The 205-nt window shown below is 39.0% G+C and carries 1 protein-coding gene; it reads right to left on the bottom strand.

Features of this window, described 5'->3' with window-relative positions:
* Nucleotides 1-205 (bottom strand): hypothetical protein (locus PVA17_RS25245; RefSeq protein WP_274069392.1); only part of this gene is annotated, 205 nt, incomplete at both ends.

The raw sequence follows: 205 nt of genomic DNA, 5'->3' as shown, positions 1-205 counted from the left end.
CATTAATTCTTTTATTATAAAGGAAAGCGTGACTAAAATAATTGTGTGATACATTGCGTTGTTTGGAGAAGCATCGCTCGACTCCTGCGGGAAAGCGAGCGGAATACTTCGGAAAACAACAGTAGAGTCACAGTGCCAAATGAAAAAAGCGAGGTATTCAACGATTAAATCGTTGAATACCTCGCAATGTGAGAAGATATAGACT

This window comes from Lysinibacillus sp. CNPSo 3705 (assembly GCF_028674935.1).
Classification (GTDB): domain Bacteria; phylum Bacillota; class Bacilli; order Bacillales_A; family Planococcaceae; genus Lysinibacillus.
This window is presented reverse-complemented; position numbering and strand designations above follow the sequence as displayed.